We start from the raw sequence: 19,948 nt of genomic DNA on the forward strand, positions 1-19,948 counted from the left end.
TCATTCCAGTTCCACCCGAAGGCGTCGCGACGCACCCCGCGCGGTACGCCGCCGCAGTACTGTCCGGGTATGAAGATCGGCTCGCTCGCCCCCTCGTTCGAACTCCCGGATCAGCGCGGCACACTGCGCTCCCTGGACTCCCTGCTGGCCGACGGGCCGCTCGTGCTGTTCTTCTACCCCGCCGCGAACACACCTGTGTGCACCGCGGAGGCCTGTCATTTCCGCGACCTCACCGCCGAATTCGCCGCGCTCGGCGCGAGCTGCGCCGGGATCAGTGCCGACGCGGTGGACGTGCAGGCCGGATTCGCGGGATCGCAACGACTGGAGTATCCGCTGCTCTCCGACGCCGACGGCACGGTCGCCGAGGAATACGGCGTCAAGCGTGGTCTGCTGGGCAAGCTGATGCCGGTGAAACGGCATACCTTCGTAATCGGTACCGACCGCCGGATCCTGACCGTGATCAGCAGTGAACTGCGGGCGAATGTGCACGCGGACAAGGCCCTGGAGTTCCTGCGCGGCCGCACCGACGCCTGACCCCTCACAGGGTCCGCGCGGGCCCTGTGAGTGAACTCACCTTGTTTCCGAGATGCCACACGACCGAGCGAAGTCGTGGCAAACTCTTCATAGCCGAGCGACCGCTGCCGCAATCGTCGCCGGGGTGGAGAGAAGGCGGACAAGTGACGGATTGGCTGAACCCGGTCGAAGGGCGCGCCTGGCGCGCGCTGGTCGCACTGTTGAACCGCCTGCCCGGGGCTTTGGACACCGATCTGCAGCGAGAGTCCGGGGTCACTCATTTCGAGTACTGGGTGCTCACCCTGCTCTCGGAGGCGCCGGACCGGCGACTGCAGATGAGCGAACTCGCGCACAGAGCTAACTCATCGCTATCGAGGCTGTCGCATGTAGTGTCCAAGCTCGAGCGTATGGGCTGGGCTACCCGCACGCCGACCACCGGCCGTCGCGGTGTGCTGGCCCTGCTCACCGACGAGGGCCAGCAGAAGGTCCTGGAGGCAGCGCCCGGCTATATGGACGTGGTGCGCCGGCTGGTGTTCGAGGCCCTGGACGCCGAACAGACCGCGGCCCTGGCCGACCTGGGCGAGACCCTCACTACCCACCTGGGAACAGCCCTCGGACGGTCCGGTCCGCCCACCGCCTCGGATTCGCGACGCTGACCCGCCGGCCTACTCTCCGGCCAGCAGTACATCGGCGTCGAAGCACGTATGTGTACCGGTATGGCAGGCCGCGCCCTCCTGATCGACGATCAGCAGCACGGTGTCACCGTCGCAGTCCAGCCGCACCTCGTGCACGTACTGGGTGTGCCCGGAGGTCTCGCCCTTCACCCAGTACTGCTGCCGGGACCGCGAATAGTAGGTGGCACGGCGGGTGGCCAGGGTGCGCGCCAGCGCCTGGTCGTCCATCCAGGCCATCATCAGCACCTCGCCGGTGGCGCGTTCTTGCGCGACAGCGGCCACCAAGCCGGCCTCGTTGCGTTTGAGCCGGGCGGCGATGGCCGGATCGAGGATCTGATCCATCACCGCACCACCAGATCTGCCGCGCGCATGGCGTCCTTGACCTGCGGAATGGTCAAATCACCGAAGTGGAACACGCTCGCGGCCAGAACGGCGTCGGCACCGGCCTGCACGGCCGGGGCGAAATGCTCCACCGCGCCCGCACCACCGGAAGCGATCACCGGGATCGAGACCGCGGCCCGCACCGCGCCGATCATCGGCAGATCGAAACCGGCCTTGGTACCGTCGGCGTCCATCGAGTTGAGCAGGATCTCCCCCACCCCGAGTTCGGCGCCGCGGATCGCCCATTCGACTGCGTCGATTCCGGTCCCGCGCCGCCCGCCGTGCGTGGTGACCTCCCAGCCCGACGGGGTGGCCGGCTCCCCCTCGGGCACGGTCCGGGCGTCCACCGACAGCACGATGCACTGCGACCCGAATCGCTGCGACATCTCGTGCAGCACCTCGGGCCGTGCGATGGCGGCGGTATTGACCGAGACCTTGTCGGCTCCCGCGCGCAACAGCCGGTCCACATCCTCGACGGTGCGGACCCCGCCGCCGACGGTGAGCGGGATGAAGATCTGCTCGGCGGTCCGGGTCACCACGTCGAGCATGGTTCCGCGATCGCCGCTGGAGGCGGTGACATCGAGGAAGGTGAGTTCGTCGGCGCCCTGGGCGTCGTAGACCGCCGCCAATTCCACGGGGTCACCGGCATCGCGCAGGTTCTGGAAGTTCACGCCCTTGACCACGCGCCCCGAATCGACGTCCAGGCAAGGAATCACCCGGGTAGCGAGTGTCATCAGGTGTTCTCCTCTCCGCCACGCGGACCGGCCGTGTCCACCCGCTCGGAGACGGCGGTGTACCCGCTGCCCCTGGTCGCGGCGATCATATCCAGCAGTTCGGCGTGCACACCCGGCGCGGCCGCCAGCACCGAACCGGATTCGATGGTCCAGTCCACGCCCTCGAGGTCGGTGACCACGCCGCCCGCGCACCGGACCATGAGCGCGCCGGCCGCGTTGTCCCACGGGTGGTGGCCGAAGACGATCGCCCCACCCAGCGTGCCCTCGGCGGTGAAGGCCAGGTCGATACCGGTGGACCCGTGCATCCGCACCCGGGAGGACAGCGCGCTGAGCGCACCGAGGACCCGATGCCGGAACAGACCCGGTACCCGTCCGGTGGATTCGATGTTGAACGCCCCGAACCCGATCATCGCCTCGTCGAGCACGGCCGGGGCCAGCGGCGGCTGCGGCTTTCCGTCGAGCAGCAGCGGGCCGCCCGCGACCGCCGCGTACCGGCGGCCCAGCGGCGGAAACCACGCCAGGCCGAGTACCGGTTCACCATCGCGGATCAGCGCCAGCAAGGTCCCGGTGAGCGGATGCCCGTTCGAATAGTTGAAGGTGCCGTCGATGGGGTCCAGCACCCAGGCGGTGCCGCTGGTGAGCGTGGGGCCGCCGAACTCCTCGCCGTGCACCTCGATACCGGTCCGGTCGACCAGCCGGGCGGAGATGGTGCGTTCGAGCTCCAGATCCAGTTCGGTCGCGAAATCCCGCGACCCCTTGGCCACCGCACTGGGCGCGCCCCGGCCCTCGAGAAAGCGTGCGCTCACGCCGTCGAGGACCTCGGCGGCGGTCGCCAGTAGAGTGGCCAGTTCACTGTCTGTCCTGGTCATCGCCTCAGACCTCGATCGTCGCGGTTCAACGTACGGCGGCCAGCGCCTCGGGAAGAGTGAACCGGCCCGCGTACAAGGCCTTGCCCACGATCGCCCCCTCCACACCCTCGGGCACCAGTTCGGCGATCGCGGTGAGATCGGCCAGGGCCGACACCCCGCCCGAGGCGATCACCGGCGCGTCGGTGGCCATGCACACCTCGCGCAGCAGGTCCAGGTTCGGTCCGGTGAGGGTGCCGTCCTTGGTGACATCGGTGACGACGTAGCGGGAGCAGCCGTCGCGTTCCAGCCGTTCGAGTACCTCCCACAGGTCGCCTCCGTCGCTGACCCAGCCGCGGCCGCGCAGCCGGTATTCCCCGTCGACCTTCTGCACATCGAGCCCGACCGCGACCCGTTCGCCGTACTCCGCGATCGCCCGGGCACACCACTGCGGGTCCTCGAGGGCGGCGGTGCCGAGGTTGACCCGGGCGCAGCCGGTGGCCATCGCGGCCTTCAGCGATTCGTCGTCGCGGATCCCACCGGACAGTTCGACGGCCACATCGAGTTCACCGACGACCGCCGCGAGTAGTTCCCGGTTGGAGCCGCGGCCGAACGCCGCGTCGAGATCGACCAGATGGACCCATTCGGCGCCGGCCTCCTGCCACGCCAGAGCCGCGTCGCGGGGCGAACCGTAACTGGTTTCGCTGCCCGCCGCGCCCTGTACCAGGCGAACGGCCTCTCCATTGGCGACATCGACAGCGGGCAGCAGCACAAGACTCACTCGGAACAGCCTAGTAGGTGCGGCCGGGCGTGACCCATCCGCAGTCCGCGCCCGGCCGGTCCAGCGGTGGCGGCGGGCAGGTTCGCCCGGCGTTCGCCACGTTTCGCGGGCGGCGCCCGCGCGCCCTCCGGCCGGCACGCCTCCACGACCGGCCGCCCGCTAAGGTGACATCACCCACTGGGGCGGTCGAGGTGCCCGCTACACTCGTCCCGGACGCGTGAGTGGTCAAGGACGCGGCATGTCACGATTTCGAGAAGGTTCGGAGTAGGCGCCATCGATACCGGTCAGTTGATCGCGGATCACTACCGCCTGGTCGAGCAGATTGGTAGCGGCGGCACAGGCGTGGTCTGGCGTGCCGTCGACGAGCGTCTGCAACGGTCGGTGGCGATCAAGCAGATCCATATCAAACCCAGTCTGCCGCCCGCGGAGCGCGATGTGCTCCGCCAGCGCGCGACCCGGGAGGCCCGCAACGCTGCCCGGTTCCAGCATCCGAATGCCATCGTGGTCTTCGATATCACCGAGCACGGCGGCGATCCGTGCCTGGTGATGGAGTACATGAAATCCCGCAGCCTGGCGCAGGTGCTGTCCGCGCAGGGGCCGCTGCCGCTACCGCAGGTCGCCCGGATCGGCGAACAGGTGGCCTCGGCGCTCATCGCGGCCCATCAGGCCGGGATCGTGCACCGCGATGTGAAACCGGGCAATGTGCTACTCGACGATCACGGCACCGTGAAGATCACCGATTTCGGTATCTCCCGGGCCACCGGTGATGTCACGCTCACCGAGACCGGCCTGATCTGCGGAACCGCCGCCTATCTCGCGCCGGAAGTGGCGCGCGGCGCCGATCCGACGCCGGCCGCGGACGTCTTCGCTCTCGGCGCCACGCTCTTCCACGCACTGGAGGGTGAGCCGCCGTTCGGATCGGGCAATCCGCTCAAGGTGCTCTACGCCGCGGCCAACGGCCAGGTGAGCGAACCGCAGAATGCCGGCCCCGCCACCGATTTCGTACTGGATCTGCTCAGCTCCGATCCCCGGGACCGGCCGAACATGCGCGAGGCCCGGGAAGCACTGGCCCGATTCGCCGGCTACGAGAACGCCGCGGCCGAGCACGCGGGATTCGTTCCGGCGCGCGAGGCCTTCGACCGCCACGGTCGCAACGGCCACGGCGGCGCCGCGGTCAGCACCATGGAATCCCCGGCCCCCGGCCGGTACGGCCCCCCGGCCGAGGACGCCCCGCCCCGGCGACGGCCGGAATCACGGTCGCCGGGTCGTAACGAGCAGGAGTCCCGGCCGCCGCGCCGGCCGGCCGGGCATCCGCCGACCACCACCCAGCCCGTCGCGCAGAAAGCGGGCGGGGGCGGCGGAGTCAAACGCGCGGTGATGATCGGCGGTATCGCCGGTGCCGCGGTCGTCGGCGGGGTGCTGTTCTTCAACTCCGCCGACTCCGGAGACAGCGGTTCGGCGCAGGCCGACACCACCACCAGTGCCACCGTCTCGAACTCGCCCGACACCCCGGCCTCGAGCGGTCCCGCGCTCGGTGCCACGGCCAGTACCGGCTCGGTGGAATGGGTACAGGCCGGGCAGCTCATCGAACAGTTCTATCTCGATCCCGCCGGGTCCTGGTCGCTGCTGACCCCCGCCGCCCAGCAGGTGTACGGCAGCCAGCAGGAGTTCCAGCAGTACTGGTCGACCCGCACCGTGCAGAATTTCAGCCGGATCGAGGCGTACAAGGGCAACAATCCCGACGGTTCGGTGGATATGCGGGTGAACAATCTCAGTTACGGCGGCCAGACCCGTACTCCGACCCTGCGCATCATCAGCTCCGGTGGCAGTCTGCTGATCGACAGCGACACCCGCTGACCGCCGGTCGGCTCCGGGACACACCGGAGTCCGGCCGGTTATGGTGGGCGACATGGATATTCGGCGGATGCTCGCCGACGAGCGCGCCGAGATGACCGCCCTGCTGCGGGAGCTGTCCGAGGCGGAGTGGGACGCGCCCACCCTGTGCACCGGCTGGCGGGTGCGGGAGCTGGTGGCCCATCTGCGCTACGACAGCATCTCGCTCACCGAGTACGCCGGGATCACGGTGCGTAACCGTTTCTCCATCGACGGCGTCAACAACGCCATGGCGGCGATCGGTGCGCGGCGGACGCCGGCGCAGCTGCTGGCGGAGTTCGCCGCGGCTGCGGGGTCGGTATCGCGCTGGTGGCCCCGGCTGGGTCTGGTCGACCTGTTCGTCCACCAGCAGGACATCCGCCGCCCGCTCGGCCGGCCCCGCGAGATCCCCGCCGACCGGCTGCGCGCCGTGCTCGACCGGCCCGACCCGTTCGCCCGTCCCGGGCGGTATACGAAGGGGTTACAGTTCGCCGCGACAGATTTCGACTGGGTCAAAGGGTCCGGTCCTGCGGTACGGGGCCGGGGCGAGGCGCTAGCGTTGGCGATGGTTGGCCGTCCGGTGGTCCTCGACGAACTCGAGGGCGAGGGGGTGGCGGAACTGCGTCGCCGCTGTAGCTGAACATCAGAGTTCGCCCCACCGATGGGAGACGCGTAGATGACCGAGTCCGCGCTGTCCGCGATGGGCAGGATGACCGGGGAATGGAAGACGACCACGAGCCTGTACCCCGATATCACCGGGCATACGGCGATCGAGTGGATGCCCGACGCACGATTCCTGACGGTCCGCTACACGGTCCCGGATCCGGGGGTCAGCTGGACCTGGCTCGTCGGCGCGGACGATCTCTACCAGGAGCGCCTCGTCATCCTGCACTACGACCAGTTCGGCGAGCACCGCGTCTACCAGGGTTCCTTCGACGGACCGCTGTGGCGGGTGTGGCGCGATGCGCCCGGTCATTCCCAGCGGTTCACCGGAAACCTGGACGAGACGGGGACCACATTCCGCGCCACCTGGGAGCGCTCGGACTCCGAGCTGGATCCGCGCAGCTGGGAGCACTGGCTCGATTTCGTCTACACCCGGATCTCCTGATCACCGACCGCGCGGATATTCGGTGGTTGCGGCCCGTTAGGCTTGGAACCGCACCCTGTGCTGAGTACCCAGGCCGGAGACAAGGACCGAAACCACCATGACATCCCGTATCGAGCTCGCCCGCGTGGATCTGCGCGGTCGCACTCCCACGACCGCGCAACTGCGCACCGCGCTGCCGCGCGGTGGTGTCGATGTGGACTCGGTACTGCATCAGGTGCGGCCCGTGGTGGAGGCCGTCCGCGACCGCGGCGCGGCCGCGGCGCTGGAATTCGGCGCGAAATTCGACGGTGTCACCCCGGACTCCGTCCGTGTCCCGGCGCAGCGACTCGCCACGGCCCTGGACGAGCTCGATCCGGCGGTACGCGCCGCGCTCGAGGTCGCGATCGACCGCACTCGCGCGGTGCACGCCGATCAGCGGCGCACCGACACCACCACCGAGGTGGTGCCGGGCGGGACCGTGACCGAGCGCTGGGTTCCGGTGGAGCGGGTCGGGCTGTACGTGCCCGGCGGTAACGCGGTCTACCCGTCCAGCGTCGTGATGAACGTCGTCCCGGCCCAGGCCGCCGGAGTGGAATCGCTGGTGGTGGCCTCACCGCCGCAACAACAGTTCGGCGGGCTCCCGCACCCCACCATCCTGGCCGCCGCCCGGCTGCTGGGCGTCGAGGAAGTATGGGCGGTCGGCGGGGCGCAGGCGGTGGCGCTGCTGTCCTACGGCGGTACCGATACCGACGGCGCCGAGCTCCTGCCGGTCGATCTGATCACCGGCCCCGGCAATATCTACGTGACCGCCGCCAAACGGCTCTGCCGCGGCCTGGTCGGGATCGACGCCGAGGCCGGTCCCACCGAGATCGCCGTGCTGGCCGACGCCACCGCCGATCCGGTACATGTGGCCGCCGACCTGATCAGTCAGGCCGAACACGATGTGCTCGCGGCCAGTGTGCTGGTCACCGACAGCCCCGAACTGGCCGACGCGGTGGACGCGGCGCTGACCGCGCAGCTGACGGTGGTGAAACACGCCGACCGGGTCACCACGGCGCTGACCGGGACGCAATCGGGCACCGTGCTGGTCGACGATATCGAGCAGGGTCTGCGGGTGGTCAACGCCTACGCCGCCGAACACCTCGAGATCCAGACCGCCGATGCCGCGGCCGTGGCCGCCCGGGTACGCAGCGCAGGCGCCATCTTCGTCGGCCCCTACGCCCCGGTCAGCCTCGGCGACTACTGCGCCGGCTCGAATCACGTGCTGCCCACGGCCGGGTGTGCCCGGCATTCCTCCGGGCTCAGCGTGCAGACCTTCCTGCGCGGAATCCACGTGGTGGAGTACAGCGAGACGGCCCTGAAAGATGTGGCCGGGCATGTCGTCGCGCTGGCCGATGCCGAAGACCTGCCCGCCCACGGCCAGGCCGTCCGCGCGCGTTTCGAGGCGCTGTCGTGACCGCCCCCGACGCCGCGGCGACCTCCGCGACCGCGATTCCCGGATCCGCCATCGGTCTCGACGCGCTCCCGCTGCGGGAGAACCTGCGCGGTAAATCCCCGTACGGCGCACCGCAACTCAGCGTGCCGGTGCAGCTCAACACCAATGAGAACCCGCATCCGCCGAGCCGCGCGCTGATCGACGATGTGGCCGAGGCGGTCCGGGCCGCGGCCGCCGATCTGCACCGCTATCCGGATCGCGACGCGGTGGCCCTGCGCGCCGATCTCGCCGCCTACCTCACCCGGCAGACCGGGGTCGCGGTGGACGCGGCCAATGTGTGGGCGGCCAACGGGTCCAACGAGATCCTGCAGCAGCTACTCCAGGCGTTCGGCGGGCCCGGCCGGCGGGCACTGGGTTTCGTACCCTCGTATTCGATGCATCCGATCATCTCCGGGGGCATCGATACCGAATGGGTCGAGGCCAAGCGGGGTGCCGATTTCGCGATCGATATCGACGCCGCCCTCGCCGCCCTCGCCGAACGGCGACCCGACGTGGTCTTCGTGACCAGCCCCAACAATCCCACCGGGCACAGTATCGCGCCCGCCGATCTGGCCCGGATCCTCGACGCCGCCCCCGGAATCGTGATCGTGGACGAGGCCTACGCGGAATTCTCCGCCGCACCCAGTGCCGTCGGCCTGATCGACCGCTACCCCGCCAAACTGGTGGTCAGCCGGACGATGAGCAAGGCGTTCGCGTTCGCCGGCGGCCGCCTCGGTTATCTAGTCGCCGCGCCCGCGGTCATCGATGCGCTGCTGCTGGTGCGGTTGCCCTATCACCTGTCGGTGGTGACCCAGGCCGCGGCGCGGGCCGCGCTGCGCCATGCCGACGAGACACTGGCGAGCGTGGCCGAACTGTCCGCGCAACGCGACCGGGTCGCCCGGGGGCTGACCGAGCTGGGGTACGAGGTGGTCCCCAGCGACGCGAACTTCCTGCTGTTCGGGAAGTTCGCGGATGCCGCGCGCGCCTGGCAGCACTACCTGGACGAAGGTGTGCTCATCCGCGATGTCGGGATCGGCGGTTATCTGCGCGCCACCATCGGGCTGGCCGCCGAGAACGACGAATTCCTGCGGGTCAGCGCGAAACTGGCCACCACCGAACCGACAGCGCACAGCTGAGCACCGAGACGGAAGTGAGTATGAACCGAACCGCGCGGGTGGAGCGCACCACCAGGGAATCCAGCATCGTGGTGGAACTGGACCTCGATGGCACCGGCAAGACCGATATCGCCACCGGGGTCCCGTTCTACGACCATATGCTCACCGCGCTCGGCACCCACGCCAGTTTCGACCTGACCGTGCGCGCCGACGGCGATATCGAGATCGAGGCGCACCACACCGTCGAGGACACCGCGATCGTTTTCGGGCAGGCGCTCGGACAGGCGCTCGGCGACAAGAAAGGCATCCGCCGCTTCGGCGACGCCTACATTCCGATGGACGAGACCCTGGCGCATGCCGCGGTGGACGTCTCGGGCCGGCCCTACTGTGTGCACACCGGCGAACCCGATCACCTGCTGCACGCCGTCATCCCCGGCGCACCCGTGCGTGGCCGCAACGATCCCGGCGCGCCGTATTCGACGGTGCTCAACCGGCACGTCTTCGAATCGATCGCCCTCAATGCCCGGATCGCGTTACACGTCCGGGTGCTCTACGGCCGCGACCAGCACCATGTGACCGAGGCCGAGTACAAGGCGGTGGCCCGCGCGCTGCGCGCCGCCGTGGAACCCGATCCGCGCGTCCAGGGTGTGCCCTCGACGAAGGGAGCGCTATGACGTCGGTGGTTCTGTTGGATTACGGGTCGGGCAATCTGCATTCGGCCGAGCGGGCGCTGGTGCGCGCCGGTGCGCAGGTGGAGGTGACCGCCGATCCCGAGGCCGCGCTCGCCGCCGACGGCCTGGTGGTCCCCGGTGTCGGGGCCTTCGCCGCCTGTATGGCCGGTCTGCGCGAGGTGCGCGGGGAACGGATCATCGGGCAGCGTCTGGCCGGTGGGCGGCCGGTACTGGGTATCTGTGTGGGGATGCAGATCCTGTTCGACCGGGGTGTGGAGTTCGGTGTGGAAACCGAGGGGTGCGGGGAATGGCCCGGCACCGTCGACAAATTGGACGCGCCGGTGCTTCCGCATATGGGCTGGAACACCGTCACCGCGCCGGCCGACAGCGTGCTCTTCGCGGGTATGGATCCCACCACCCGCTTCTATTTCGTGCACACCTACGCCGCCCGCAGCTGGGAGCTGCCTCCCAGCGACCACCTCGCCGCTCCCGGACTGACCTGGTGCGAGTACGGCACCGGCCGGTTCCTGGCCGCGGTGGAGAACGGCGCGCTCTCGGCGACGCAGTTCCATCCGGAGAAGTCGGGTGACGCCGGGGCGCAGCTGCTGTCCAACTGGGTGAAATCGCTCTGATCGCTACAACTCCGCTACGCGGCGCATTTGGCGTCGGGCGGCGGCGGGGGCGCGGCCACGACGCCGCGGGCGACATCGACCACGTAGTCGCGGTTACCGTCGAGTGGCTCGGTCCCGAGCGCGAGCCGCTCCACCACACAACCCGCCTCGAACAGGGCCGGCCCGACATTGTGGCGGCCCGGTTCGACCGCTCCGTTCAGGGTGCGCCCGCTCACGATCGAGTACAGCGTGCTGGGTTTGCCGGCGAGCATCAGCGCGGCCCGCATCTGGGTACTGGCCGCGAATGGCACCACCTCGTCGGCGGTTCCGTGGATGAGGAAGGCATGCCGGATACCCATCCGGCCGGCCTGTAGCGCCGGCGACCGTTCCGCGTAGGCGAGCGGGCACGCCAGGGGGACACAGCCACCCGCGTCCCGCTGGATCTGTGCCTGCAGCGCGGGGTAGTCCGAGGCGGGCCCCGCCCAGTGCGTGGCCAGATCGGACGGGCCGAAGGTGTCGACCCAGTAGTCGAACAGTCCGGCCGGGCCGTAGGCGGCGGCCAGGCCGGAGGTCATCGCACCCTGGCTCCAGCCCCACAGGATGGTGCGCGCGACGCCGGGATGTGAGCCCTTGTACCACTGGGTCGCGGCGACCAGGTCCTGCCATCCGGCCCACAGGTTCCACTCACCGGTGGGCCACCGGGCACTGCCCCGCATATCCATGGACAGGACCGGAGTCCCGGTCCGCGCGGCGATCGCGGTGACGTACTCGGCATACTGGGCGGCCGAACCCTTGTGCCCGTGCGCCGCGACGATCAACGCGTTCCCGACCGCGCAGCCGTGCGGTTCGTAGATGAGGCCGGTGGCCTGCTCGCCGTCGACCGGAAGTGAGACCGGCCGGGCCTGGACCGAGCACGCCTGGGTCGCGCCGGCGGGTGCGGCGGCCGGCAGCGTCGCCGTCAACGCCGTCAACAGCACCCCGGTCAGGAAGCTCATCACGCGTCTGCTCATCCTTCGAATATTCCACGGCGCGGCACACATTCGCCGCAACCGCGCCGCGACCGGCCGGGATGTCGGATCTCGCCGCTAGCATCCGGGCCATGTATTCGATCAGTACTGCGCAGCGCCGTGCCCGGATCGGCGTCCGGCACCGGCTCGCCGCTGCGCACCGCGGCGCCGATCCGGCCGAGATCGCGCGGTCGCTGGTGGTGCTGCACGCCACCGACCCGGCCACCGTGCACCTGTCCGTGGCGGCGCGCGGTCACGACCTCGGCCCGGCGCAGGTGGAGCGGGCGCTGTACGAGGACAGGTCGCTGGTGCGCATGCTGGCCATGCGGCGCACCATGTTCGTCGCGCCGGTCGACCTGGTGCCCGTGCTCCATGCCTCCTGCGGTGCCGATCTGGCGGTCAAACAGCGCCGCACCTATGCGCGGTATCTGGAACAGGCGGGTATCGGCGAGGGTGACGCGGCCGGCTGGCTCGACGATGTCGCCGATCGCACGCACCGAGCCCTGCTGGCCCGGGGCAGTGCGACCGGAGCCCAGCTGAGCAAGGACGTGCCCGAACTGCGTACACAGATCAATACCGCGCCGGAGAAGTCGTATTCACGGCCGACGAGTATCACCAGCTGGGTGCTGGTGCTGCTCGGGACCGAGGGCCGGATCGTGCGGGCCCGGCCGAACGGCACCTGGTCGAGCAGCCAGTACTCCTGGGCGCCGGTGGAATCCTGGCTGTCCGGGCCACTTGCCGGACCCGGAATCGACCAAGCCCGTACCGAATTGGTCCGGGCCTGGTTGCGCGCGTTCGGCCCGGCGCCCATCGGCGATATCAAATGGTGGACCGGTTGGACACTGGGTCAGGTCCGCAAGGCGTTGGCGGGGCTGGAGACCGTAGCGGTCGAGTTGGACGGCGGCACCGGCGTACTCCTGGCCGACGACCTCGAACCGGTGGCCGATCCGTCGCCGTGGGCCGCACTGCTACCCGCGCTGGATCCGACTCCGATGGGCTGGCAGTCGCGCGCCTGGTATCTGGGTGAACATCGGCCTCGGCTCTTCGACCGCAACGGCAATATCGGGCCGACCATCTGGTACGACGGCCGGATCGTCGGCGGCTGGGCCCAGCGCAAGGACGGCGAGATCGTGACACGGCTGCTGGAGGATATCGGCGCGGACGCCACCGCGTTGGTCGACGCGGAGGCCGAACGCGCCGCCGGCTGGTTCGGTGAGATGCGCCCGATCCCGCGGTTCCGCACCCCGCTGGAGCGGGAACTCACCGCATGAGAGCGGGCGCTCTACCGAATTGCACTGTCCGATACGCGAATCCGCGCCTTTCGGGAAGCCGACGGTGACGCGTTGCGGCTGCTGTTCGTTACCCGGTCCGCGGTACCGGGGCGAGCGGGAGCGCACCGTGGTCCGCGACTGCTGATTTCGCGGGGCCCTCCGTCACCCCGGGAGTGAGCCGCCGGAAGCGGTCGACCAGCTGCCACTGGCCACGGCGGCGAGTTCGGTCCGCGACGAGACGCCGAGTCTGGTGTAGAGGCGAGTGAGGTGGGCCTCGACGGTTTTCTCGCTGAGGTGGAGTTCTTCGGAGATCTGTTTGTTGGTCCGGCCGAGCACCACACGAGACACGATCTCGGTCTGTCGCTCGGTCAGGTCGCCGAGCCGATCCGTGGTCGCCGGCGGCCGGTCGCGGCGCCGCGAGGGCCGACGTCCACCCACCCGATGCAAGCCCAGCCGGGCCCGTTCGGCCAGCCGCGCCGCACCGCAGATCTCCGCGGTGCTCAACGCGCTGTCGAACTCCCGCTCGGCGGCGGCCTCGTCGTAGCCCGACAGCGCGTGCCCGAGCAGCAGCCTCGCCCGAGCGGCCTCCACCGGGGTTCCGGCCGCCTCGTAGGCGGCGACGGACTGTTCGGCGGTGATGCGGGCAGCGGCGTCGTCTCCGCAGTGCAGCTGAATTCTGGCCCGGCAGTATTTGGCATCCCCGGCGCGCATGGACAACATCGGCATCGCGCCGACAATGCTCTCGACCTGGCGCGTGGTCTGCTCGGCGGCGTCGACACGTCCGAGTGCGAGTTCACTGTCGACGAGATAGCGGTAGAAGTACGGCATCGTGGTCGGGAACATCGGCGGCTGCTCGTGTCCCCCGGCGACGGTGAGCAGTTCGCGGCGGCCGTGGCGGTAGCGGCCCGCTTCGATGAGCGCGGCCCCGTGGACCAGCGGAGCATGCCAGGCGAACAGCGCGTTCGGCGCCTGCGCGTTCACCCGGACGGCCAGCGCCCCGGAGGCGAGAGAATCGGCTATCCGGCCCAACAGCATCAGCAGCCAGCAGCGGGTCGCCTCGGTCAATGCCACCATCGGCGAATTGCCGAGCAACAGAGCGCTTTCCACAGCACTCGCGGCGGCCGAGAGCCCGGCCTCCAACCGGCCCTGCATGAGAAAGGCGAGTGCGCGCAGATGCTGGAGTTCCACCAGATGTCTGCCGTGTCCGGTATCCCGGGAGAGCCGGATACCGCGCGCCGCGTGCGCGGCCGCGGACGCGAACCGCTCCAGCGATACCTCGGCGTACACCACATTGGTGAGCCCGTCCAGCAGGTCGGGTGCGACCTCGGTGTCGGTCAGCGCGTCCAGCGCCGAAGCGGCCTCATCGAGGCGGGCCGATGCCTGCACGAGCGAGTCCCCGCACTGCAGGGTGCCCATATAGGCATCGGCCGCGGTCGCGGCCAGATACAACCGCTGGTCGGCGCAGTCCTGCGCGCCGCTGCGCACCTGCCGGGTTACGCGGGCCGCTTCGTCCCAATCCCGCATCATCAAATGGTTCTTGGCCAGCTCGAGCTGCAGCGCGCCCGCCGTGAGACTGCCCGCAGGGGTCAGCGACAATGCCGCGGTCAGCAGCCGCCCGCCTTCGGTGGCGTTGCCGAGACCCTGCTCGGTCAGCGCGATCCGAGTCAGCACACCGGCTCGGTCGGTGACGGCCTCCGCGGGAATGAGGTCGAGCGCGCGTCGCAGCACCTCGCTGCATTCGCCGAGCCGGCCGGTCGCGTTCAACGCGTCGGCGAGCGAAAGCGACAGTGAGAGCCGCTGTCGGGCCGGTGCGTCGTCGCTCAGCAGCCGCAGCGCCGCCCGGAACCAGCGTGCCGCGGCAACCGGGGCCCGGGGTGCCACCGCCACGCCCGTCTCGGTGAGCAGGGTGATCGCCTGTTCGTCGCCGACCGTGGCACAGCGCTCCCAGTGGTGGGCGCGCACCGCCAGTGCCGCACCGCGCCGGGCCAGCGCTGTCGCCGCGCGGCGATGGGCCTGGGTGCGCCATCCGTAGCCCGCGGCCTCGTAGACGGCGAGGCGGACGATGGGATGCCGGAACACCAGCCGGCCCGGTGTCGCCGACCCGTGCACGATGCCGGTCTCCACCACTTCGTTGGTCGCACGCCGAGCCTGCGCTGGGGTCAGTTCGCTTATCTCGACAGCGAGATCCCATTCGACGGAACCACCGGCTACGGCCGCGGCGTGCAGCAGCCGACGGGCATCGGGGGACAATGCGCGGATCTCCTGGGCCAGTGCCACCCGGATCGCGGCGGGAACCTCGAGCGGGCCGGTGCCGCCATCGCCGGCCGCCGCGGCCGCCGATCGCCGCCAGACACGGGCCAGTTCCTGGAGATAGAAGGGATTACCGCCGCACTGATCGTGCAATTGTGTCAGTTCGCCGTCGTCCAGATCTTCGCCGTGGACGAGTTCGGCGGTTTCGCCCAGCGACAACGCCCCGAGTTCCAGCACGGTGAGGGTGCGGTCGTAGGCGGCGCGGTACAGGGCCGCGGACGCGATATCGGGAAGCGACGGACGGCGATGGGCCAGCAGCAACATCAGCCCGGGCGACCGGTGCCGCAACAGATGCACGACCACTTCGACGGAGGCGTGATCGGCCCACTGCACATCGTCGAGCACCAGCAACACCGGCCGCCGGGCAGCGAGCCGATGCAGTACCGACCGAATGGCGTGATGACAGCGATGCCGCTCTACCTGCAGGGTGGTCGCCAAGGGCCCCGCCCATGCCGCCAGCGATGGCAGCAGCCGGCCGAGTTCGGCCAGGCTGTCGCGGCCGAGGGCGGTGAGATCGGCGCGGCGCAGCGCGCTCAGCGGTTCGTCGAGGGCGTCGATCACGGCCGCGTAGGGAATCTCGTGCTCGAGTTCGGTGCCACCCCCATACATCACCTGGAAGCCCAGCTCCGCGGCCCGGTCGGCGGCTTCCCGTAGCAACCGGGTCTTTCCGATACCCGGTTCGCCGGTGATCAGGATCGCCGCGTCGGCTCCCTGCCGGGTGGCGAGCAACGCCGCCTGGATCTCCTGCAGTTCCGCCGTCCTGCCCACCAAGGACAGGCCATCTCGTCCCGGTGACATCACCGATTCGCTACCTCCGGGCCCAGCGGCCCGGTTCGCCGATCTCTCCGGGCCTTGGCCGAGGATGGTAGCCACCCCGAGTCCTTCTGTCGCGCTGAGTTTCTCGTCCCCGCATACCCGAATGTAGGGATCTCCCTACTGTCCGGGGGTCCGCGGTGTCGGTGATCCTTGGTTCGGCAGCGTCGCCGGCACGAGAACCCGTGGCCGACGGCGACGCGCCGGAGCAGAGATTGGACGCACTCAGTGAATCCGCCCGTCAGGCATCCCCGAGTATCGGTCCCGGTGGTGACCGTTCCGCCACATGCGATACCGCACACCGAACTCGTCGCGGCTGTGCGCGACCGGTACGAGCGGGTGTTCCCGCCCGGCAGCCCGCGGGCCCACGCGGTGGAGCGTGCCCTCACCATGGCCGGCCGGCTCGCCATCGAGGTGCATCCGATGCACCTGCGCACCGAGGAGATCATGGGTATGCGGGGGTTCGCGGCCCGCAATGCCGCTGCCTGGGACGCATTCCACGCCTACGCGGTGCCCGCCGCGTGGGCAGCGCTGGATTCGGTGGGCCGCAGCGGCACCGATATCGATGTGGTGATCCTCGAGTCGTCCACGCTGATGTCGATGCCGTCCCCGATCAGCGCGCTGACGCAGGCCTTGGGGCTGCGCCGGGACTGCGCCGCGCTGCCGGTGGCAGGGATGGGTTGCCGGGGCGGCGCGCACGCGATCACGCTGGCGCACACGTGGCTGCGGGCCCACCCCGGCGACACGGTCCTGATCGTCACCGCCGATACCGCGTCGCCGCATTTCCATGTCGAAACAGAGCTGGACGAAGCCGGGCTGGTCGGCAATATCGTGTCCAGCACGCTGTTCTCCGACGCCGCGGCAGCCGCTGTCGTGTCCGCCTCGCTCGAGGAGGGCATAGAGCTGCTCGATATCGCCCGCTACGAGGTGCCCGGCACCTCGGACGCCATCACCTGGGTCGTCACCGACGAGGGGCCGCGGTTCCGGCTCACCACCGACGCGGTGCGTTCCATCCCGGCCGTGGCACCCACACTGCGGGCGCTGCTGGGCAGGCAAGGGTGGGCCGCGGCGGATCTGGCCGTCTGTGCCCTGCACGCGGGCGGCAACAACATCATCCGGGATGTCCAGCAGACCCTTGGTCTCGACGCCCACCAGGTCGCCCCGGCGTGGCAGTCGCTGACCCGCGGCAACCTCATGTCCTCGGCCGTGCTGGACGCGATCGCGCTGATCGCGGCGGATCCGGCGCTGCGCCCGGCACGGGGTGCTCCGCTGCTGGGCGCCGGGTTCGGCCCCGGCTTCGGTACCGACGCGTTCGTCGGCCGGGCCCTGCTGCCCGCGGCCCGGCCGGACGCGGTGGACCGCACGACAGTGGTGCGCGGTGACGTCGTGGTCGGCTGACCGCGGAAACCGCGGATCGAAAAGAGAGGAAAGTCATGCCACAGCCCATCGGGCGCCCCGAGCGGATCGTCACCGTGGAGGAGCACGTGCTCCCGTATTTCCTGAGCGAGTATCTGGACGGCGCCCGTAACAACCTCGACGCCGCGTACTGGGCCGAGGCCGAGCACCGGCTGCGCGATGTCGGCCACGAGCGACTGGCCACGATGGACGCCCACGGCATCACCGTGCAGGTGCTGTCGCCGACCGCGCCCGGTATCCAGATCGAGCCGGACCCGGCGAAGGCCACCCGCCTCGCGGCCCGCACCAACGACTGGCTGGCCGAGGTGGTGGCCTCGGCACCGGACCGGTTCGCCGGCTTCGCCACGGTCGCGCTGCAGGACCCCGCCGCCGCGATCCGGGAGCTGCAGCGCGCGATCGGCGAGCTGGGCCTGGTCGGAGTATTGATCAACGGCCACACCTGCGGCTCCTACCTGGACGAACCGCAGTACCGGGATTTCTTGGAGGCAGTCGCCGAACTCGATGTTCCGCTGTATCTCCATCCGGCGAATGCGCCGGACGCCGCGGCGTGGACGGCCGGTCATCCACAATTACGCGGGCCCCTGTTCGGCTGGGGCGTCGAGACGGCCGCCCATTTCCTGCGTCTGCTGTGCGCCGGTGTCTTCGACCGTCCGGCGACCCGTGGGCTCACCGTGATCCTCGGCCACGCCGGTGAAGGCCTGCTCGCCGCCCCGTCCCGGTTGGACTCCCGCTGGCAGGTGGCGAACGCGCAGCGGCACGGCCTGCGGCTCGATCATCCCCCCTCGCACTATCTGCGCACCAACCTGTTCGTCACCACCTCGGGGGTGACCGACCCGGTCGCATTCTGGGCGGCGGTCTCAGGGGCGGGAGCCGACCGGGTGGCGATGGCGCTGGACTATCCGATGGAGGAGGTGGGTCCGCAACTGGCCGCGCTGCGGGCACGGTGGCGGGTGGACGAGCTGGACGCCGCTGCCGACGATGAACTGCTGGAACGAGTCGCCTGGCGCAATATCAGCGAACTGCTCGGGCTGACGCCGGGCTCGCGTCCGGCGGCGCCGGCCACGGCCGCGGTCAACGGCGCCCCGGTGCCGAGATGACCGGAGCGCCGGCGCTGGGGGAAGACACCGTTGCCGGTCCGCCCGGCCGGGCCTGGCTCCTCGGCGCCGCCGCGCTGGTCCTCGCGGGATTCTGCCTGCGCCCACCGATCACCGGTCTCGGCGCGGCGCTGGAATTCGTGCCGGCCGCCACCGGCATCGACTCGGTGGTCCTCGGTTGGGTCGTCACGTTGCCGCTGTGGTGCTATGCGGTGGGCGGTCTGCTGACACCGCGGCTGGCGGCGGCATGGGATCCGGCGCGTGTCTTCGCCGGCGCGCTGGCGATCATGGCGGTCGGCCAGCTCGTGCGCGTTCTCGGCGGGCCCGGTCTGCTGATCACCGGCACGACGGTAACGGCGCTGGCCACCGCGCTGGTGGCGACCCTGCTACCGGTCCTTGCCGGCCGCTCCGCGCACGGCGCGACTCGGATGACGGCCCTGTACGCGCCCGCCATCGGTATCGGCAGCGCCGCCGGGGCATTCCTGACCACACCGGTGAGCGCGGCCGGTTCGTGGCGGTGGGGTCTGGGACTGTGGGCGCCGGTATGCGCGGTGGCCGTGGTGCTGTGGGTGTGTGCGCTGCGGCGCGACCCGGGCCCGGACGCGACCGGCTCACCCGCGCCGCCCCTGCGGTCGATACTGGTTCCGCGCGGACGACTGTCCTGGTCGCTGATCGTGTTGTTCGCCGCGTGGGCGACCACAGCGTTCGGCGTCATGAATCTGCTGCCGTCGTTCTATCGCGAGGCGGGTACCGACCCCGCCACCGCGGGACTGCTGCTCGGTATCGCGGCCGCCGCCGGGCTTCCGGCCGCTGCGCTGCTGCCCGGGTGGGTGCGCCGCGCGGACGGACCCGGCCGCGCTCTGCCGCTCGTCGTCGCCACCGTGACCCCCGCGCTGGGCCTACTGGGTCTGTCCCGGTATCCGCAGACGGCGCCGTGGCTGTGGGCCGCGGCGATCGGAGTGGGGCTGGGAACTCTGTCGCTCATCCTGAGCCTGATCTCACTGCGCGCGCCCGGCCAGGGCTCGGTGACGGTGTTGTCGGCGACGACCCACGGAATCGGTTACGCACTGGCGGGTGTGGGGGTCGCGGCGCAGAGCGCCCTGCATATGTGGTGCGGGTCCTGGGAGCCGGTCATCTGGCTGCTGGCCGGTTTATGCCTGGTTCAGCTCCTGGCGGGTTCGGCCGTACCGCAACCGCCCCGCCGGCCGGACCCCGGTGGGCACGCAGTCGCAGGCGGGCCGTGATGCGCGTCCGCTGAGCCGGGCGCGCCGCGTGATCC

General features: G+C 70.2%; 19 protein-coding genes. 13 read left to right on the top strand and 6 right to left on the bottom strand.

Features of this window, described 5'->3' with window-relative positions; genetic code table 11:
* Window positions 1-69 precede the first annotated feature (69 nt).
* Window positions 70-534: a peroxiredoxin gene (locus NS4_RS21475; RefSeq protein ID WP_063061309.1), complete on the top strand. Its 465-nt coding sequence runs from the start codon at window positions 70-72 to the stop codon at window positions 532-534.
* Window positions 535-677: 143 nt separating this feature from the next.
* Window positions 678-1,169, top strand: a complete 492-nt coding sequence (locus tag NS4_RS21480; RefSeq protein ID WP_063061310.1) for a MarR family winged helix-turn-helix transcriptional regulator — start codon at window positions 678-680, stop codon at window positions 1,167-1,169.
* 9 nt (window positions 1,170-1,178) lie between these two features.
* Here NS4_RS21480 and hisI read toward each other — a convergent pair whose 3' ends face one another.
* The 4 genes from hisI to priA are packed head-to-tail and all read right to left on the bottom strand — an operon-like array spanning window position 1,179 to window position 3,928.
* Complete coding sequence (gene hisI / locus NS4_RS21485) at window positions 1,179-1,529, bottom strand: phosphoribosyl-AMP cyclohydrolase (protein WP_063061311.1); 351 nt, start codon at window positions 1,527-1,529, stop codon at window positions 1,179-1,181.
* Entirely contained in the window at window positions 1,529-2,302 is a 774-nt protein-coding gene (gene hisF / locus NS4_RS21490; RefSeq protein ID WP_063061312.1) for an imidazole glycerol phosphate synthase subunit HisF, read from the bottom strand. Before hisF ends, hisI begins: the two co-directional genes overlap by 1 nt.
* On the bottom strand, window positions 2,302-3,171 hold the full coding sequence (locus NS4_RS21495; protein ID WP_084487567.1) for an inositol monophosphatase family protein: 870 nt from the start codon (window positions 3,169-3,171) through the stop codon (window positions 2,302-2,304). The genes hisF and NS4_RS21495 overlap by 1 nt, the downstream gene beginning before the upstream one ends.
* A gap of 25 nt (window positions 3,172-3,196) precedes the next feature.
* Entirely contained in the window at window positions 3,197-3,928 is a 732-nt protein-coding gene (gene priA, locus NS4_RS21500) for a bifunctional 1-(5-phosphoribosyl)-5-((5-phosphoribosylamino)methylideneamino)imidazole-4-carboxamide isomerase/phosphoribosylanthranilate isomerase PriA (protein WP_063061313.1), read from the bottom strand.
* 288 nt (window positions 3,929-4,216) lie between these two features.
* On the opposite strand from priA, the gene NS4_RS21505 reads away from it, so the two are divergent.
* From NS4_RS21505 to hisH, 7 genes are all read left to right on the top strand, one after another.
* Window positions 4,217-5,785: a serine/threonine-protein kinase gene (locus tag NS4_RS21505; RefSeq protein ID WP_063061314.1), complete on the top strand. Its 1,569-nt coding sequence runs from the start codon at window positions 4,217-4,219 to the stop codon at window positions 5,783-5,785.
* A gap of 52 nt (window positions 5,786-5,837) precedes the next feature.
* A complete protein-coding gene (locus tag NS4_RS21510; RefSeq protein WP_245665609.1) occupies window positions 5,838-6,440 on the top strand; it encodes a maleylpyruvate isomerase family mycothiol-dependent enzyme in 603 nt (200 codons plus the stop codon).
* Between the two features lie 36 nt (window positions 6,441-6,476).
* Window positions 6,477-6,908 carry a hypothetical protein gene (locus NS4_RS21515; RefSeq protein WP_063061315.1) on the top strand — a complete coding sequence of 144 codons (432 nt, stop codon included), beginning with the start codon at window positions 6,477-6,479 and terminating at the stop codon, window positions 6,906-6,908.
* A gap of 97 nt (window positions 6,909-7,005) precedes the next feature.
* On the top strand, window positions 7,006-8,343 hold the full coding sequence (hisD, locus tag NS4_RS21520; protein WP_063061316.1) for a histidinol dehydrogenase: 1,338 nt from the start codon (window positions 7,006-7,008) through the stop codon (window positions 8,341-8,343).
* Window positions 8,340-9,497 carry a histidinol-phosphate transaminase gene (locus tag NS4_RS21525; RefSeq protein WP_063061317.1) on the top strand — a complete coding sequence of 386 codons (1,158 nt, stop codon included), beginning with the start codon at window positions 8,340-8,342 and terminating at the stop codon, window positions 9,495-9,497. The genes hisD and NS4_RS21525 overlap by 4 nt, the downstream gene beginning before the upstream one ends.
* A 20-nt stretch (window positions 9,498-9,517) precedes the next feature.
* Window positions 9,518-10,150 carry an imidazoleglycerol-phosphate dehydratase HisB gene (hisB, locus tag NS4_RS21530; protein WP_063061355.1) on the top strand — a complete coding sequence of 211 codons (633 nt, stop codon included), beginning with the start codon at window positions 9,518-9,520 and terminating at the stop codon, window positions 10,148-10,150.
* A complete protein-coding gene (gene hisH / locus NS4_RS21535; protein ID WP_063061318.1) occupies window positions 10,147-10,779 on the top strand; it encodes an imidazole glycerol phosphate synthase subunit HisH in 633 nt (210 codons plus the stop codon). The genes hisB and hisH overlap by 4 nt, the downstream gene beginning before the upstream one ends.
* A 14-nt stretch (window positions 10,780-10,793) precedes the next feature.
* Here hisH and NS4_RS21540 read toward each other — a convergent pair whose 3' ends face one another.
* A complete protein-coding gene (locus NS4_RS21540) occupies window positions 10,794-11,768 on the bottom strand; it encodes an alpha/beta hydrolase family protein (protein WP_245665610.1) in 975 nt (324 codons plus the stop codon).
* 89 nt (window positions 11,769-11,857) lie between these two features.
* On the opposite strand from NS4_RS21540, the gene NS4_RS21545 reads away from it, so the two are divergent.
* Window positions 11,858-13,036 (top strand): winged helix DNA-binding domain-containing protein, encoded by a 1,179-nt coding sequence (locus NS4_RS21545; RefSeq protein WP_063061320.1) that lies wholly within the window; start codon window positions 11,858-11,860, stop codon window positions 13,034-13,036.
* Between the two features lie 162 nt (window positions 13,037-13,198).
* Here the strand turns inward: NS4_RS21545 and NS4_RS21550 are convergent, their stop codons facing one another.
* Window positions 13,199-16,114, bottom strand: coding sequence for a helix-turn-helix transcriptional regulator (locus tag NS4_RS21550; protein ID WP_063061321.1), 2,916 nt, complete (start codon window positions 16,112-16,114; stop codon window positions 13,199-13,201).
* A 312-nt stretch (window positions 16,115-16,426) separates the two neighbouring features.
* Here NS4_RS21550 and NS4_RS21555 point away from each other — a divergent pair, with 312 nt between their 5' ends.
* The 3 genes from NS4_RS21555 to NS4_RS21565 are packed head-to-tail and all read left to right on the top strand — an operon-like array spanning window position 16,427 to window position 19,913.
* Window positions 16,427-17,557, top strand: coding sequence for a beta-ketoacyl-[acyl-carrier-protein] synthase family protein (locus NS4_RS21555; protein WP_063061322.1), 1,131 nt, complete (start codon window positions 16,427-16,429; stop codon window positions 17,555-17,557).
* Between the two features lie 35 nt (window positions 17,558-17,592).
* Window positions 17,593-18,672, top strand: a complete 1,080-nt coding sequence (locus NS4_RS21560; protein ID WP_063061323.1) for an amidohydrolase family protein — start codon at window positions 17,593-17,595, stop codon at window positions 18,670-18,672.
* The gene (locus NS4_RS21565; RefSeq protein WP_063061324.1) at window positions 18,669-19,913 is read left to right on the top strand and encodes an MFS transporter; all 1,245 of its coding nucleotides are present in this window, start codon (window positions 18,669-18,671) and stop codon (window positions 19,911-19,913) included. The genes NS4_RS21560 and NS4_RS21565 overlap by 4 nt, the downstream gene beginning before the upstream one ends.
* The last annotated feature ends 35 nt before the right edge of the window (window positions 19,914-19,948 follow it).

Source organism: Nocardia sienata NBRC 100364 (assembly GCF_001613205.1).
In the GTDB taxonomy this organism is placed as follows: domain Bacteria; phylum Actinomycetota; class Actinomycetes; order Mycobacteriales; family Mycobacteriaceae; genus Nocardia; species Nocardia sienata.

What these genes read in the sequence shown, in the direction of transcription:
- NS4_RS21475 (WP_063061309.1), top strand. Translation starts at nt 70, where the DNA reads ATGAAGATCGGCTCGCTCGCCCCCTCGTTCGAACTCCCGGATCAGCGC.
- hisI (WP_063061311.1), bottom strand. Translation starts at nt 1,529, where the DNA reads ATGGATCAGATCCTCGATCCGGCCATCGCCGCCCGGCTCAAACGCAAC.
- hisF (WP_063061312.1), bottom strand. Translation starts at nt 2,302, where the DNA reads ATGACACTCGCTACCCGGGTGATTCCTTGCCTGGACGTCGATTCGGGG.
- NS4_RS21495 (WP_084487567.1), bottom strand. Translation starts at nt 3,171, where the DNA reads ATGACCAGGACAGACAGTGAACTGGCCACTCTACTGGCGACCGCCGCC.
- NS4_RS21510 (WP_245665609.1), top strand. Translation starts at nt 5,838, where the DNA reads ATGGATATTCGGCGGATGCTCGCCGACGAGCGCGCCGAGATGACCGCC.
- NS4_RS21515 (WP_063061315.1), top strand. Translation starts at nt 6,477, where the DNA reads ATGACCGAGTCCGCGCTGTCCGCGATGGGCAGGATGACCGGGGAATGG.
- hisD (WP_063061316.1), top strand. Translation starts at nt 7,006, where the DNA reads ATGACATCCCGTATCGAGCTCGCCCGCGTGGATCTGCGCGGTCGCACT.
- hisB (WP_063061355.1), top strand. Translation starts at nt 9,518, where the DNA reads ATGAACCGAACCGCGCGGGTGGAGCGCACCACCAGGGAATCCAGCATC.
- hisH (WP_063061318.1), top strand. Translation starts at nt 10,147, where the DNA reads ATGACGTCGGTGGTTCTGTTGGATTACGGGTCGGGCAATCTGCATTCG.
- NS4_RS21540 (WP_245665610.1), bottom strand. Translation starts at nt 11,768, where the DNA reads ATGAGCAGACGCGTGATGAGCTTCCTGACCGGGGTGCTGTTGACGGCG.
- NS4_RS21545 (WP_063061320.1), top strand. Translation starts at nt 11,858, where the DNA reads ATGTATTCGATCAGTACTGCGCAGCGCCGTGCCCGGATCGGCGTCCGG.
- NS4_RS21560 (WP_063061323.1), top strand. Translation starts at nt 17,593, where the DNA reads ATGCCACAGCCCATCGGGCGCCCCGAGCGGATCGTCACCGTGGAGGAG.
- NS4_RS21565 (WP_063061324.1), top strand. Translation starts at nt 18,669, where the DNA reads ATGACCGGAGCGCCGGCGCTGGGGGAAGACACCGTTGCCGGTCCGCCC.